Raw genomic sequence first — 15,798 nt, 5'->3', positions numbered from 1 at the left:
GATTTTTTAAGGTATAATAATAGTTGTATGATAAATAAGGAGGTAAGAAATATATGTCAGTTTTAGATACAATACTAGATAAAGCAGATGAGCAAGAAATTAAAAGATTAAATCTAATAGTAGATAAAATAGAGATATTAGAAGATAAAATGCAAAATTTATCTGATGATGAATTGAAAAAAATGACTAGTATATTTAAAAATAGATTGAGTAAGGGTGAATCTTTAGATGATATACTAATTGAAGCCTTTGCAGTTGTAAGAGAGGTATCAAGAAGAACACTAGGCATGAGACAATATAGAGTGCAGTTAATTGGTGGTATAGTAATACATCAAGGTAAGATAGCAGAGATGAAAACTGGTGAAGGTAAAACACTAGTTGAAGTAGCACCAGTATATTTAAATGCCCTTACAGGTAAAGGTGTACATGTAATCACAGTAAATGATTACTTGGCAGAACGTGATAAAGAGCTTATGCGTCCAGTTTATGAATCTCTTGGCATGACAGTAGGGGTAATTATAGCTAACCAAGACCCAAGTATAAGAAAACAACAATATAAATGTGATATAACTTATGGTACAAATAGTGAATTTGGATTTGACTATTTAAGAGATAATATGGTACCAGATTTATCTTATAAAGTACAAAGAGAACTAAATTTTGCCATAGTAGATGAGGTAGACTCAATATTAATAGATGAAGCTAGAACTCCACTTATTATTGCAGGAGATGGTGATGAAGATTTAAAACTTTATGAATTGGCAAATAGCTTTATAAAAACTGTTAAAGAAGAAGACTTTGAAATGGATAGAAAAGACAAAACTATAGCTTTAACAGCAAGTGGCATAAGTAAAGCTGAGTCATTTTTTGGGATAACAAACCTTACTGATATAAAGAACATAGAACTATATCATCATATAAATCAAGCTTTAAGAGGTTATAAGCTTATGGAAAAAGATGTTGATTATGTTATTTCAAATGGAGAAGTAATGATAGTTGACGAATTTACAGGAAGAGTAATGGATGGAAGAAGATATACAGATGGACTTCACCAAGCTATAGAAGCCAAAGAAGGTGTTGAGATAAAAAACGAATCTAAGACTATGGCTACTGTTACTTATCAAAACTTCTTTAGACTATACGAAAAACTTTCTGGTATGACTGGTACTGCAAAGACAGAAGAAGGGGAATTTGAGTCAATTTATAAATTAAATGTTGTTCAAATACCAACTAATAAACCAGTTATTAGAGGAGATTTACATGATAAGGTGTTTAAAACTGAAGAAGAAAAGTATAATGCTGTTGTAGAAGAAATAATAAGGATACATAAGACTAGACAGCCAATACTTGTAGGAACAGTTTCTGTTGAAAAGTCTGAAAAATTATCTAAAATGCTTAAAAAGCAAGGTATTAAGCATCAAGTACTAAATGCAAAGCAACATGATAAAGAAGCCGAAATAATTTCTAAAGCTGGGAAATTAGATGCTATAACGATTGCTACAAATATGGCAGGTAGAGGTACCGATATTTCTCTAGGTGCAGGAGATAAAGAAGAAGAACAGCAAGTTAAAAATTTAGGTGGTCTTTATGTTATTGGGACAGAAAGACATGAATCAAGAAGAATTGATAATCAGCTCAGAGGTCGTTCTGGTCGTCAAGGAGACCCTGGAACATCAAGATTTTTTGTAAGTCTTGAAGATGATGTGATAAAACTTTATGGTGGAAAGACTATAGAGAAACTTATGAAGAGAACGAGTTCAAAGGAAAATATAGCTATTGAAAGTAAAGCACTTACAAGAGCTATAGAAAGAGCACAAAAAGGTGTTGAAGGTAAAAACTTTGAAATAAGAAAAAACGTCCTTAAGTATGATGATACTATTAATGAACAAAGAAAAGTTGTATATAATGAAAGAAACAAAGTGTTAAATGATGAGGATATCCAAGAAGATATTCAAAAAATGGTTAAGGACATCATACAAGAAGCAGGAGAAACTTATTTAGTTGGAAGAAAAAGAGATTATTATGGATATTTTAAATATTTATATAGTACATTTATGCCAGCAGATACGTTACTAATACCTGGTGTAGATAAAAAAAGTGTTCAAGAGATAATTGATAGTACTTATGAAATTTCCAAAAGAGTATATGATTTGAAAAAGATGATGATTGGTATTGATAAGGTTGTTGAGTTAGAAAAGACAGTGCTTTTAAAAGTAGTTGACCAATACTGGATAGATCATATAGATGCTATGGAACAGTTAAGACAGTATGTAGGTCTTAAAACTTATGCACAAAAAGACCCATTTAAAGAATATGCTTTAGAGGGATATGATATGTTTGAAGCTTTAAATAAAAATATAAGGGAAGCAACAGTACAATACTTATATAAATTTAACTAAGAAATATTCATATAATTTTTATTAAATGAAAAGATTAATAAAGCATTTTGACTTTTTATATTCTAATTACAGTCAAATAATTATATATATAAATGAAAAAGAAGCTGAAAATCAGCTTCTTTTTCTGTGTGAGAAATACGGAAAAAAGAGATGCTTGAAATTTCTTTCTTCCATTTAATATTATACTATAAAGAAGATGAAAAGTCTATTAGTTATAAACTGGATTATAAAAAAAAATTACAATTTTGTTACTTTTTTGTATACATAAATATTTATAAAATAAAGCACTAAAATGAATTTTATGGTCAATGGTTAATTATTACAATACATCCTATTTATTGAAATAATGTCAGATATATATTATAATTGGTAAATAAGGAAAAATTGATAAAAAACTGAATTTTTTAGGGGGAGAATACCATGAATAGAAAAAATCTTTCAGTAGTTATGGCAGCTGCTATGATAAGTACATCAGTAGCTCCAATTTTTGCTGCAGAAACTACACAGGTAAAAAAACAAACAATAACTAAAAAAGAAGCTACAGAATTAGTTTCAAAGGTTAGAGACCTAATGTCTCAAAAATATACTGGAGGTTCTCAAGTTGGACAACCAATATATGAAATAAAAGTTGGTGAAACTTCATCACAATTAAAAATAATAACTAATATAGATGAATTAGAAAAACTAGTAAATGCTTTAGGAGAAAATAAAGAACTTCTTGTAACTATAACAGACAAAGGGCATACAACAAATAGTGCAAATGAAGTAGTTGCTGAAGCAATTGAAAAATATGAAAATTCAGCAGACCTTTCGGCTGAAGCTAATTCAATAACAGAAAAAGCTAAAACTGAAACTAATGGAATTTATAAAGTTGCAGATGTAAAAGCTTCATATGATAGTGCCAATGATAAGTTAGTTATAACACTAAGAGATAAAGCAGAAACAGTAACTTCTAAAACTATATTAGTTAGTATTGGTGATGAAAAGGTTGATTTAACAGTAAATCCAGTTGATTCAACTGGGACAAATTTAGATCCTTCTGCAGAAGGTTTTAAAGTAAATAAAATAAATAAATTAGGTGTAGCAGGAGCTAAAAATATTGATGATGTTCAATTAGCTGAAATAACTATAAAAAATAGTGATTTAAACACAGTTTCACCACAAGATTTATACGATGGATATAGATTAACTGTTCAAGGTAATATGGTAGTAAATGGTACATCAAAATCAATTAGTGATATTTCAGCAAAAGATTCAGAAACAGGAAAGTATAAATTTACTGTTAAATATACTGATGCATCTGGAAAAGCGATAGAGCTCACTGTAGAGAGCACTAACGAAAAAGAGTTAAAAGATACTAAGTCAGCATTAGAAGGAAATTCAAAAGTTAAATTAATAGCTGGAGACGATAGATATGCAACAGCAGTAGCTATAGCAAAACAAACAAAATATACTGATAATGTAGTTATAGTTAATTCAAATAAATTAGTTGACGGGTTAGCAGCTACACCACTAGCTCAATCTAAAAAAGCACCTATACTGCTGGCAGCTGATAATGAAATACCAAAAGTAACTTTAGACTATATAAAAGATATAATTAAGAAAAGCCCATCTGCTAAAATATATATAGTAGGCGGAGAGTCAGCAGTATCAAACACAGCTAAAAAGCAATTAGAATCAATAACTAAGAATGTTGAAAGACTAGCTGGAGATGATAGACATACAACTTCTGTAGAAGTAGCAAAAGCTATGGGTTCTTTTAAAGAGGCATTTGTAGTAGGTGCAAAAGGGGAAGCAGATGCTATGAGTATAGCTGCTAAAGCTGCTGAACTTAAGGCTCCTATAATAGTAAATGGTTGGAATGATCTCTCAGCAGAAGCAATCAAGTTGATGGATGGAAAAGAGATTGGCATAGTTGGTGGTTCTAATAATGTATCTAGCCAAATTGAAAATCAACTTGTTGATATTGATAAAGATAGAAAAGTTCAAAGAGTTGAAGGAGAAACAAGACACGATACCAATGCTAAAGTCATAGAAACATATTATGATAAATTAGATAAACTATATATAGCAAAAGATGGATATGGAAATAATGGTATGCTAGTAGATGCATTGGCAGCAGGACCTCTAGCAGCAGGTAAAGGTCCAATACTTCTAGCTAAAACTGATATAACAGACTCACAAAAGAATGCCCTTGGTAAAAAATTAAATCTTGGTGCAGAAGTAACTCAAATAGGTAATGGAGTTGAATTGACAGTAATACAAAAGATAGCTAAGATACTAGGTTGGTAATAACTTATACTGTGGAGAAGATTCCTTAATAAACAGAGGAATCTTTTTCTATAGTTATGCTGTTTATTGTAAATTATAACATTTTATGAAATAGGAGGATATAGTAGTGGTAGATGCAACTTTATTTTTTACACCACATCAAGATGATGAAACTTTAAGTATGGGTAGTGCTATAATTGAGCATGTTGAAAAGACTGATACACATGTAATATTGTGTACAGATGGTAGTAAATCGATAATAAGAAAAGTCTTAGATGATGGAGGGTCATGTTCTTATCATATTAAAGATGTGCATAAGTATTCTCTATCAGAGAGTACATTTTCAAAAGAGAGAGATGAAGAGTTTAAAGACAGTTGTGAAGCAATGGGCGTAAAAGAAAGTAATATACATATAGAAGATAATAGAGCTCATGATGGAGAGTTAAATAAAGAAAAAGCAAGGGAAATAATTCTTAAATACTTAAAAGAATATCCAGATGCAAAGGTAAAGACTGTTACTCCATTTAAGGCTAGTGGTATACATGAAGACCATAGAGCATTAGGAGAAGCCGCATTAGAGTTATATAAAGAAGGTAAAATAAAAGACTTAAGATTTTATGTAGAACCATATGATTATAATGATTTTAAAAAAATTAATCCAAATGTAGAGGTATGGGAGGTATTACCTAGTCAAGAGGAGAAGTTATTAAGTGCAATGAATGCATATAAAAAATGGAATCCTGAAAGTGGTCATTATGCTATAGGATATCATTCAGTAAAATCTCATTTTGATGAGCTAGCTACAAATAAAATACAGTATGTACATGCTCCATAAAATATTATGAAAAAATTAGGAGGTAAGAATTAATGAAAATATCAAAAAAGATAGTGTCTTTGTTAACTATAACATTTTTAACTGTTACATTACATGGAAATACATCTAATGCATCTACAAAAGACACATTAACAGGTTCTGGAAGATGGGAAACTGCAATAAAAATAAGTCAAGCTGGATGGACAAAGTCTGAGAGTGCTGTGCTAGTAAATGATAATTCAATAGCAGATGCTTTATCAGCTACTCCATTTGCAAAGGCAAAAGATGCACCAATATTATTAACCCAAAGTAATAAATTAGATAGTAGAACCAAAACAGAATTAAAAAGACTTGGTGTAAAAAATGTATATTTGATAGGCGGTTCAATTGCACTAAGTTCAAATATTGAAAAGCAGTTAAATGAAGAAAATATAAATTTTGAAAGAATATCTGGAAATAGTAGATATGATACTTCTTTAAAATTAGCTGAAAAGCTAAATAAGGAAAAATCTATATCTAAAATAGTTGTAGTAAATGGGGAAAAAGGGCTTGCTGATGCAGTAAGTGTTGGAGCTATAGCTGCTCAAGAAAATATGCCAATAATACTTTCTGATTCAAATAATGGTACTGAAGTGGCTGACAATTTTATAGATAGTAAAGATATAGAAAAATCATATGTAATAGGTGGTACATACTCTATTTCTAGTTCTGTAGAAAGAAATCTACCAAATTCAACAAGAATAGCAGGCAGTAGTAGAAGTGAGACAAATGCAAAGATTATAGAAGAATTTTATAAAGATACTGATATAAAAAATATTTATGTGACAAAAGATGGTACAAAGAATAAGAATGATTTAATAGATTCTTTAGCAGTAGGTGTGTTAGCATCTAAAAATAGTTCCCCAATAGTATTAGCAGGAAATAAATTGGATACTACTCAAAAGGATGTGTTAAATACTAAGATTATAGACAAGGTTACTCAAATCGGTGGTTTAGGGAATGAAAATGTTGTAGAAGATATACTGGATATACAAGAAGAGACTAAGTATACTGTTGAAACTATTGATGAACTTAGTGTAGCTATAAAAAAAGCAGATGCAAATGATATTATAAAATTTAAACCAGAAAAAGATACAGGGATAAATAGCTCATTTAAAATAGAAACTGATAAAGCTATAAAAGTTGAATTTGATGGAGTATATAAACAATCAATAACTATAAATATGCCTAATGGCGATGTTAGTAATTTAGGAGAAATCAATGGTACTATAGAGATAAGAGATATAAAAAATAATAAAATGCTAAATAAAGGTAGTATACAAGACTTAGATATCTATACTGAAAATGGTTGTAAAGTAGAAAATGAGAGCTCTGGTGAAATTTGGCTTATAACTATATTGCCAAATGCTAAGAATATATATATTGTAAATGATGGGGAAATAACTAAAATATCCAATAACTCTTCTGATGTTATAATAAAAAACTCAGGTAAGATAGATACAGTAACTGGTAGTAAGGAACCTGCAATAAGTGGAACAAAGCCAAAAACTAATGATACTAAGGTTGATGATAAACTTGCAAGAGGTCTTTCTGTAAAAACAGAGCCTTTATATGTAAAAGAAGAAGATTATGTATTGGTCACAATTTCAAGTAAACCTCGAAATTCTGATTATAAAATTTATTATAGAGTTGTTGATGATAAACCATCAGCTATGTATGTAGGGGATAAAATTAATCCTAGATATTGGGAGGATGTTTCTTCATATAATGATGGATTTATTGAAAAGGCTAAAAATGGATCATATATAGAAGTTGTTGAAATAAACACTTCAACTAATAAAGTTTCTAGATGGGGAAGATCAAATGTAACTGATGATGGATTTTAAAGATTAAATAAAATTTTAAAAGTAGATTACTATTTCTAGTAGTCTACTTTTTATTTTCTAAAAATTATCATTTTACTAAATAAATAATTTAAAACTATAACAACTACATTAGTAAAGACTTTAACTATAATATCATTTAAAGAAATCAAATCAATCGTTATATACATAATAACCATTTCAATAATACCAGAAAGTAACCTAAAACTAACAAAAGACAAAAATTCCTTAAATAAAAACTTTATCTCAACTTTCTTACTTTCAAACACAAAAAACTTATTAGTAACATAAGCAAATAAAACAGCAAGTATCCATGCCAAAGCATTTGCAACCATAAAATTAAATGAAATAACTCTAGTAAAAAATAAATATGAAACTATATTTACAAGGGTAGTAAATGCTCCAAAAAATAAATATAATATTGTCTCCTTATGCTTTTTAAAAATCAAATATAACCCTCCTAAACTAAATTAATCAAATACAATTTATTTAAAGACTACTAACACATTTTAGTATAACACATTCATTAACTAATCAATATATTGTAAAATACAATAAAAAATAAAATTATAATATTTTACACTTAATATACACCAATAATCTATATTTTATCAAAATAAAATATGACCTAAATTTAGAAATCTGATATAATAAAAATTAAATACATACAAGGGGGTAAATATGAGAAAGTACAAATCAAAAAAATTGTCAAGCCTACTGGCATTGTTGACAGTTTGCTTTTTAATAGTGTCAACAATACCTGTCTCAGCAGAAAACAATAAAACTCTAGATGGAGTAGAAACTGCAGAGTACTCTGAAAGCTATCTTCAATATCTAGAAGATGTCAAAAATGGAGACACAGTAAAGTACAATGGAGTAATACCAGTTCCACATGAAATGGAAGGTACAACACTTCAAAATAAGGGAAGAAGCAGTCTTCCATCAACATACAAAGCAAGTGCATCATACAATCCAATGAACTTAGGATTGACTACACCAGCAAAAAATCAAGGAGACCTTAATACTTGTTGGGCATTTTCTAGTATGTCAACTTTAGAGTCATACCTAAAGCTAAAAGGTTATGGAACTTATGACCTTTCAGAAGAACACTTTAGATGGTGGTCAACTGGTGGAACATATGGATGGAACTTAGACGATATGTCAGGTAGTTCAAATGTAACAGCTATAGGATATTTGACTGCATGGGCAGGCCCTAAATTAGATAAAGATATACCATATAATCTTAAGTCTGAAGAGCAAGGTGCAACTAGACCTTCAAACATGGATACTGCACCTACACAATTTAATGTGACAGATGTTATTCGTCTTGGAAAAGATAAAGAAACTGTAAAAAATGCAATAATGCAATATGGTTCAGTGACATCAGGATATGCACATTATTCAAATTATTTTAATGATGATGAAACAGCATATAACTGTACAAATAAGAGAGCTCCTTTAAATCACTCTGTAGCAATAGTAGGATGGGATGACAATTATTCAAAAGATAACTTTGCTTCAGATGTTAAACCAGAATCAAATGGAGCATGGTTAGTAAAAAGTAGCTGGGGAGAGTTCAATTCTATGAAAGGATTCTTCTGGATTTCTTATGAAGATAAAACTTTACTTACAGATACAGATAACTATGCAATGAAGTCAGTATCAAAGCCAGATAGTGACAAAAAAATGTATCAACTTGAATACGCTGGTCTTAGTAAAATAATGTCAAATAAAATAACAGCAGCAAATGTATTTGATTTTAGTAGAGACTCTGAAAAACTTGACTCAGTTATGTTTGAAACAGATTCAGTAGGAGCAAAATATGAAGTATATTATGCACCAGTAGTAAATGGAGTTCCTCAAAATAACTCAATGACAAAACTTGCAAATGGAACAGTGTCATACTCTGGATACATAAATGTACCTACCAACTCTTATAACTTACCAAAAGGTAAAGGAGCAATAGTGGTAGTTATAGATAACACAGCAAATCCTAATAGAGAAAAATCAACTTTAGCATATGAAACTAACATAGATGGATACTATCTATATGAAGCTAAAGCAAGTTTAGGTGAAAGTTACATACTTCAAAATAATAAATTTGAAGATATAAATACATACAGTGAGTTCTCTCCTTGTAACTTTGTTATAAAAGCTATAACAAAAACATCTTCTGGACAAGCTACTTCAGGAGAATCTTTAACTGGAGCAGATAGATATGAAACAGCAGTTAAAGTTAGTCAAAAAGGATGGAAATCTTCACAAAATGCAGTACTAGTAAATGGAAATGCTATAGTGGATGCTTTAACAGCTACACCATTTACAGCAGTAATTGATTCTCCAATTCTTTTAACAGGAAAAGATAACTTAGATTCAAAAACTAAAGCTGAGTTACAAAGATTAGGAACTAAAAAAGTTTATCTAATAGGTGGAGAAAACTCTTTAAGTAAGAATATACAAACTCAGCTTAGTAATATGGGTATATCAATAGAGAGAATTAGTGGTAGTGATAGATACAAAACTAGTATATCACTAGCTCAAAAGCTAAATAGTATAAAATCAGTTTCACAAGTTGCAGTAGCAAATGGTGTCAATGGGCTTGCAGATGCAATAAGTGTTGGTGCAGCAGCAGCTGACAACAATATGCCAATAATACTTACTAACGAAAAGAGTGAGTTACAAGGTGCTGATGAGTTTTTTAATTCATCAAAAATAACTAAGTCTTATATAATTGGTGGTACAGCTACTTTATCATCAAACTTAGAAAGTAAGCTTTCGAATCCAACAAGACTTGCAGGAAGCAATAGAAATGAAACTAATGCTAAGATAATAGATAAGTTCTATGCTAATTCAGATTTAAAATATGCTTTTGTTGTTAAAGATGGTTCAAAAAGTCAAGGTGACTTAATAGATGGACTAGCAGTGGGAGCATTGGGTGCTAAGACAGACTCCCCAGTTGTTTTAGTTGGAAATAAATTAGATGAGAGTCAAAAGACAGTACTTAAATCTAAGAAGATTGAAACTCCAATTAGAGTTGGCGGAAATGGAAATGAAAGTGCTTTTAATGAATTAAATAGTCTTTTAGGAAAATAATAAACTTAAATATCTTCTAGTTTAAAAAATATTTAATACATGTTTAAAAATATGTAAAAGAAATAAGCCCCAATCGTTATTATGGTTGGGGCTTATTTCTTGAGAAATTTTTTATCTAGAAAATGTAATAATTTTAAACTGTAAAATAGTGTAAAGATGTTCTATAATATAATATAGTAAGATTTTAAACGAAATAAGGGGGTAATAAAATGAAAGCACCAAAAACTATTTTAACAATATTGACAATAGCGCTTACTTTGAGTGGGATTTCTATAACTTCATCATATGCACTTACAGAAGAAAAATTAATAGGTGAAGGGAGATATGAAACTGCTGTAAAGATAAGTCAAAAAGCATATAGTTCTAGTAATAATGCTGTATTAGTCAATGATAGTTCTTTAGCTGATGCTCTTTCAGCTACACCATTTGCAAAAGCTAAGGGAGCTCCAATACTTTTGACAGAAAGTAATAAATTGGATGATAGAACTAAAACAGAGCTAAAGCGTTTGGGATCTAAGGATATTTATTTAATTGGTGGGACTGCTGTGTTAAATAAGGATATAGAGAATCAATTAAAAAATGATGGATTAAATGTAGAAAGAATTAGTGGTAATGATAGATATGAGACTTCATTGCTTTTAGCAAATAAACTAAAAGATATTAAAGATGTTAAGGAGATAGCTGTTGTAAATGGAGAAAAAGGGCTAAGTGATGCTGTAAGTGTTGGAGCACCATCTGCTCAAAATAATATGCCTGTAGTTTTATCTAGTCCAAAGGATGGGGTAGACCCATTTGAAAAATTTATAAAGGATGAGAAAGTTATAAAAGCATATGTAATTGGAGGGACAAATTCTGTTTCAAGAGCTGTAGAAAAGAGCCTTCCTAATGCAGAAAGATTGAGTGGAAAAGATAGAAATGAAACTAATGCCAAGGTTATAGAAAAGTTTTATTCTGATGTAGATTTAAATAATATATATGTAACCAAAGATGGAAGTAAAAATGAAAATCAACTTATTGATTCATTGGCAGTTGGAGTATTGGCAGCAAAGAATGAATCGCCTGTTGTTTTGGTTGGTGATAAATTAAATACAAAGCAAAGAGATATACTTAGTACTAAAAAATTAAGTACTGTAACACAAGTTGGCGGAAATGGAAATGAAGAAGCTTTTAATGAGATTAAGACTTTACAAGATAAAACTATATTTGAAGCTAAAACTGTTGAGGAATTAACTAATATGATAAATATTGCAAGTCCTAATGACATTATTAACTTTAATCCAAAAGAGGATACTGTAAATGAAGCTTTTAGAATGGTAACAAATAAGCCAATAACAGTGAATATAAAAGGAGATTGCTCAAAGACTATCACTGTTGATATGCCTAATGGTGAGGTAAATAACTATGCTACTTTAGTAAATGTTATAGTTAGAAATATTGGAGAAGGTGGATTTAATAATCATGATACAATAACTATATTGTCAGTTCGTGACAAAAATGGTAGAGTTATAGAAAATACTAGAAATTCAGATATAGATACATTGATGATATTAGCATCTGCTAATGATACAAAATTGATTAATGATGGATATATAGGAAAACTTATAGATAACTCATCCAATAGTGATATACATAATCATGGTACTATAGACAAAAAAGTAAATCAGGTTGAGGATTTAGAGGCTAAGGTTGATTCTATTGAAAAAGCTATAGATTCTATAAGTCAGAAAGTCAATAAAATACAAGACATACTAGATAAACTTGGATTTCTAAAGAAATTTCTTAGCTAAAAAGATGTATATTTAAGAGAACTATATTTTAGACTTATGTATGAAGATATATAGTTAGATAGACTCATAGCTAAAGATAAATATACAGTTAAATCTTGGGGGAGGTAATATGGAAAGTGGATTTGAAGGTAAATTAGATACTAAAACTATAAAAAATAGAGTTAAATCAATAGATATAATAAGAGGGCTATCAATAGCCCTCATGATAGTTTGTAATAATCCTGGGACTTGGATGAGAATGTATCCACAACTAAGACATGCTATATGGCATGGTGTGACACTTGCAGATTTTGCATTTCCTTTCTTTGTTATATCTTTAGGTGTTACAATTCCAATATCAATAAATAGTAAACTAAAGAATAATAAATCTACAATACGAATAATACTAAGTATATTTAAGAGAAGTATTTTACTAATGCTGTTTGGGTTTTTCTTAAATTACCTAGGAAATCATGACTTAAGTACTGTTAGAATACTTGGGGTGCTTCAACGTATGGGATTAGTATATCTTGTAACTAGTCTAGTGTATTTACTAATAAAAAAACTACATGTAGGAAGCACCGCAACTATAATTACTTTCTTATGTATATCTGCATTTATCATAGTGGGATATTATATAGTGGCAAAACCATATGGATTTGAGTTAGAAGGCTCTCTTGCACAATTAGTGGATTTCCATTTCTTTAAAGGACATTTGTACAAGCCAGAATTTGAGCCAGATGGATTTTTAACAAGTATAGTAGCTATTTCTTCAGGAATGTTGGGCTGTACTATGGGATGTGTACTTCTAAAAGAAAATATAGGAGAGTATAAAAAATTCTTTAAAATATTAATTATGAGTATCATTTTACTTATATGTGCTTTTGTTTTTAATCAATATTTTCCATTTAATAAGAGGTTATGGTCAAGCTCATTTGTACTTTTAATGGCTGGAAGTTATGGAATTTTATTGGCAATATTTTACTTTATATGTGACATCAAAAATAAAAGTAAAATATTTACTCCAATAATAGCACTTGGAAGTAGCCCTATTTTTACATATATGTGTCTTGAAATACTCAGCCATGTGTTTTGGAATTTACCAAAACTTACTGATAAAGTAGATTATCCTACTACTTTGGTGGAATGGACTACATATGAACTTATAACACCTTGGGCAGGTACAACTTGGGATTCTCTTGTATTTTCTCTCTTGTATGTATTGTTTTGGGTTATAATAATGTCGTTTATGTATAAAAAGAAAATATTTATTAAAATTTAATGTAGTGTTTTGTTTAAAAAAATATTTCTTTACTTTGTTCAAATATGCAGAAATTCTCAGGAATTGTCCAGTTTTTCCCTAGCGAAAATTAAAAAAACATGCCATAAAAGATTACAAAAAGATTACAATTTGTAATCTTTTGTGCTATAATGAAAAAAGATTTACATAATATTGAATTTATGTAATATAAAACAAGTTCAAGACGAATTAAGCAAGATTTAAAGGTCTAAAAAATCTAGGGGGGATACAATGAGAAAGAGAACAAAATTATTAGCAACAGGAATGTTGTCTATAGCAATGGTGGCACCAAACGTGGCTTTAGCAGCGGAAAATACTACTGCAAATACAGAATCTAATTCAGATATTAATATAAATTTACAAAGAAAAAGTGTAGTGTTAGGAAGTAAATCGAATGCAAGTGTAAAATTTAAGGAAAAATTAAATGCTGATTCAATAACATTAAACTTTATGTGTTATGATATGCCACTTGAAGCTACTTTAAATTATAATGAAAAAACAGATGCATATGAAGGTGTAATAAACTACAATAAAGACCCAGAATACTTAAATGTATGGGAACTTCAAAGTATAAAAGTAAATGGTAAAGATGAACAAAAAGTTTTAAACAAAGAAGATTTAGAGTCTATGGGATTAAATCTTGATGATTACAATGTTACACAAGAATTTATAATAAGTGATGCTAACTCAACAAAAGCAGTAAATGAATATATGAGAAAAACCTCTGCACCAGTAAAAAAACTTGCAGGAGCTACTAGATTTGAGACAGCTGCTGAGATAAGTAAACAAGGATGGAAAGATGGAGCTAGTAAGGTTGTAATAGTTAATGGAGAACTAGCAGCAGATGGAATTACAGCTACTCCACTTGCTTCTACATATGATGCACCAATATTACTTGCAAATAAAGATGATATACCAGAAAGCACAAAGGCTGAATTAAAACGACTAAACCCAAGTGATGTAATAATTATAGGCGATGATGGTTCAGTTTCACAAAAGGCAGTATCTCAAATTAAATCTGCTGTAGATGTAAATGTAACTCGTATTGGTGGAGTTGATAGACATGAAACATCTTTACTTATAGCAAAAGAAATCGATAAGTATCATGATGTTAATAAGATATATATAGCGAATGGATATGCTGGTGAGTACGATGCTCTTAATATTTCATCAAAAGCAGGTGAAGACCAACAACCTATAATATTAGCTAATAAAGATTCTGTACCAGAAAGTACATATAATTGGCTATCTTCACAAGGTTTAGAAGAAGCTTACTACATAGGTGGAGACCAAAGTTTATCATCAAAGCTTATAGATAAAATATCTAAGATAGCAAAAAATGGGACTTCAAAAAACAGAGTATCTGGAGCTGATAGACATGAAACTAATGCAAAGGTAATTAAGACTTTCTATCCAGACAAAGAATTGAGTGCAATGTTAGTTGCAAAATCTGACATAATAGTTGACTCAATAACAGCAGGACCTTTAGCAGCTAAGTTGAAGTCTCCAATACTTATAACTCCAAAAACTTACGTTTCTGCATATCATAGTACAAACTTATCAGAAAAAACAGCAGGAACAGTATATCAAATTGGTGATGGAATGAAAGATAGTGTTATAAGTTCTATAGCATCTAGTTTATCAAAACACAATGCACCAACAGAACCAGAAAATCCAGGTTCAGCAGCAGGAAAAACTGTAGTAATAGACCCAGGACATGGGGGGTCTGATTCAGGAGCAACAAGTGGATTAAATGGTGGAGCCCAAGAAAAGAAATATACTCTTAATACAGCTTTAGCAACTACTGAATACTTACGTTCAAAAGGTATAAATGTTGTTATGACTAGAGATACAGATAAAACGATGGCTTTGGGAGAAAGAACAACATTATCAAATACTATAAAGCCAGATTTATTTACAAGCATACATTACAATGCATCTAACGGAGCTGGTAATGGTGTGGAAATTTTTTACAAAGTAAAAGATAAAAATGGTGGAACAACTAAGACTGCTGCATCAAATATATTAAAAAGAATATTAGAGAAATTTAATATGCAAAATAGAGGAATCAAGACAAGAACACTTGCAAATGGAAATGATTACCTATATGTATTAAGAAACAATAAATATCCTGCAATACTTGTAGAATGTGCATTTATAGACAATAAGAGCGATATGGACAAGTTAAATACAGCAGAAAAAGTAAAGACAATGGGAACTCAAATTGGAATAGGAATAGAAGATACAGTAAAATAAAATAGAAAATATTAAA

General features: G+C 29.9%; 9 protein-coding genes. 8 read left to right on the top strand and 1 reads right to left on the bottom strand.

What is annotated here, in order from left to right:
- Positions 1 to 53 precede the first annotated feature (53 nt).
- The 4 genes from secA (at position 54) to KGF50_RS01385 (ending at position 7,370) form a co-directional block, all read left to right on the top strand.
- Positions 54 to 2,399 carry a preprotein translocase subunit SecA gene (secA, locus tag KGF50_RS01400; RefSeq protein ID WP_227846479.1) on the top strand — a complete coding sequence of 782 codons (2,346 nt, stop codon included), beginning with the start codon at positions 54 to 56 and terminating at the stop codon, positions 2,397 to 2,399.
- Between the two features lie 420 nt (positions 2,400 to 2,819).
- Positions 2,820 to 4,691: a cell wall-binding protein Cwp2 gene (locus KGF50_RS01395; protein WP_227846478.1), complete on the top strand. Its 1,872-nt coding sequence runs from the start codon at positions 2,820 to 2,822 to the stop codon at positions 4,689 to 4,691.
- 106 nt (positions 4,692 to 4,797) lie between these two features.
- Positions 4,798 to 5,505, top strand: a complete 708-nt coding sequence (locus KGF50_RS01390) for a PIG-L family deacetylase (RefSeq protein ID WP_227846477.1) — start codon at positions 4,798 to 4,800, stop codon at positions 5,503 to 5,505.
- 32 nt (positions 5,506 to 5,537) lie between these two features.
- Positions 5,538 to 7,370: a cell wall-binding repeat-containing protein gene (locus tag KGF50_RS01385; protein WP_227846476.1), complete on the top strand. Its 1,833-nt coding sequence runs from the start codon at positions 5,538 to 5,540 to the stop codon at positions 7,368 to 7,370.
- A 50-nt stretch (positions 7,371 to 7,420) separates the two neighbouring features.
- Here KGF50_RS01385 and KGF50_RS01380 read toward each other — a convergent pair whose 3' ends face one another.
- Entirely contained in the window at positions 7,421 to 7,816 is a 396-nt protein-coding gene (locus KGF50_RS01380; protein ID WP_227846475.1) for a GtrA family protein, read from the bottom strand.
- 232 nt (positions 7,817 to 8,048) lie between these two features.
- On the opposite strand from KGF50_RS01380, the gene KGF50_RS01375 reads away from it, so the two are divergent.
- From KGF50_RS01375 to KGF50_RS01360, 4 genes are all read left to right on the top strand, one after another.
- Positions 8,049 to 10,460, top strand: a complete 2,412-nt coding sequence (locus KGF50_RS01375) for a cell wall-binding cysteine protease Cwp84 (protein ID WP_227846474.1) — start codon at positions 8,049 to 8,051, stop codon at positions 10,458 to 10,460.
- A gap of 209 nt (positions 10,461 to 10,669) precedes the next feature.
- Positions 10,670 to 12,247 (top strand): cell wall-binding repeat-containing protein, encoded by a 1,578-nt coding sequence (locus tag KGF50_RS01370; RefSeq protein WP_227846473.1) that lies wholly within the window; start codon positions 10,670 to 10,672, stop codon positions 12,245 to 12,247.
- 109 nt (positions 12,248 to 12,356) lie between these two features.
- Positions 12,357 to 13,508: a DUF5009 domain-containing protein gene (locus KGF50_RS01365; protein WP_227846472.1), complete on the top strand. Its 1,152-nt coding sequence runs from the start codon at positions 12,357 to 12,359 to the stop codon at positions 13,506 to 13,508.
- A 249-nt stretch (positions 13,509 to 13,757) separates the two neighbouring features.
- On the top strand, positions 13,758 to 15,782 hold the full coding sequence (locus tag KGF50_RS01360; protein WP_227846471.1) for an N-acetylmuramoyl-L-alanine amidase: 2,025 nt from the start codon (positions 13,758 to 13,760) through the stop codon (positions 15,780 to 15,782).
- The last annotated feature ends 16 nt before the right edge of the window (positions 15,783 to 15,798 follow it).

Source organism: Clostridioides sp. ZZV15-6598 (assembly GCF_020657705.1).
In the GTDB taxonomy this organism is placed as follows: Bacteria; Bacillota; Clostridia; order Peptostreptococcales; family Peptostreptococcaceae; genus Clostridioides; species Clostridioides difficile_F.
This window is presented reverse-complemented; position numbering and strand designations above follow the sequence as displayed.

What these genes read in the sequence shown, in the direction of transcription:
- secA (WP_227846479.1), top strand. Translation starts at nt 54, where the DNA reads ATGTCAGTTTTAGATACAATACTAGATAAAGCAGATGAGCAAGAAATT.
- KGF50_RS01395 (WP_227846478.1), top strand. Translation starts at nt 2,820, where the DNA reads ATGAATAGAAAAAATCTTTCAGTAGTTATGGCAGCTGCTATGATAAGT.
- KGF50_RS01385 (WP_227846476.1), top strand. Translation starts at nt 5,538, where the DNA reads ATGAAAATATCAAAAAAGATAGTGTCTTTGTTAACTATAACATTTTTA.
- KGF50_RS01375 (WP_227846474.1), top strand. Translation starts at nt 8,049, where the DNA reads ATGAGAAAGTACAAATCAAAAAAATTGTCAAGCCTACTGGCATTGTTG.
- KGF50_RS01370 (WP_227846473.1), top strand. Translation starts at nt 10,670, where the DNA reads ATGAAAGCACCAAAAACTATTTTAACAATATTGACAATAGCGCTTACT.
- KGF50_RS01365 (WP_227846472.1), top strand. Translation starts at nt 12,357, where the DNA reads ATGGAAAGTGGATTTGAAGGTAAATTAGATACTAAAACTATAAAAAAT.
- KGF50_RS01360 (WP_227846471.1), top strand. Translation starts at nt 13,758, where the DNA reads ATGAGAAAGAGAACAAAATTATTAGCAACAGGAATGTTGTCTATAGCA.